Genomic DNA, 264 nt, shown 5'->3' with positions numbered 1-264 from the left:
ACAACTCCCAAGGCAGATACAGCGAAGCCGAACCCCTTTACATTCAAGCTTTGGCACTCTGGCGCAAGCTGCTGGGTGAAGAATATCCATCTGTCGCAACTAGTCTCAACAACCTAGCGGCACTCTACGATTCCCAAGGCAGATACAGCGAAGCCGAACCCCTTTACATCCAAGCTTTAGCACTCAAGCGCAAGCTGCTGGGTAAAGAACATCCATCTGTCGCCACTAGCCTCAACAACCTAGCTCTACTCTACAACTCCCAAG

The 264-nt window shown here is 51.1% G+C and carries 1 protein-coding gene; it reads left to right on the top strand.

The annotated features are described in order from the left end of the window. A partial coding sequence (locus tag GNF10_RS37585) for a tetratricopeptide repeat protein (RefSeq protein WP_185607544.1) occupies positions 1-264 on the top strand: 264 nt, incomplete at both ends.

Source organism: Nostoc sp. UCD121 (genome assembly GCF_014222285.1).
In the GTDB taxonomy this organism is placed as follows: Bacteria; Cyanobacteriota; Cyanobacteriia; order Cyanobacteriales; family Nostocaceae; genus Nostoc.
Note: the sequence above shows the minus strand (reverse complement) of the source record. Positions and strands in the feature narration are given on the sequence as shown.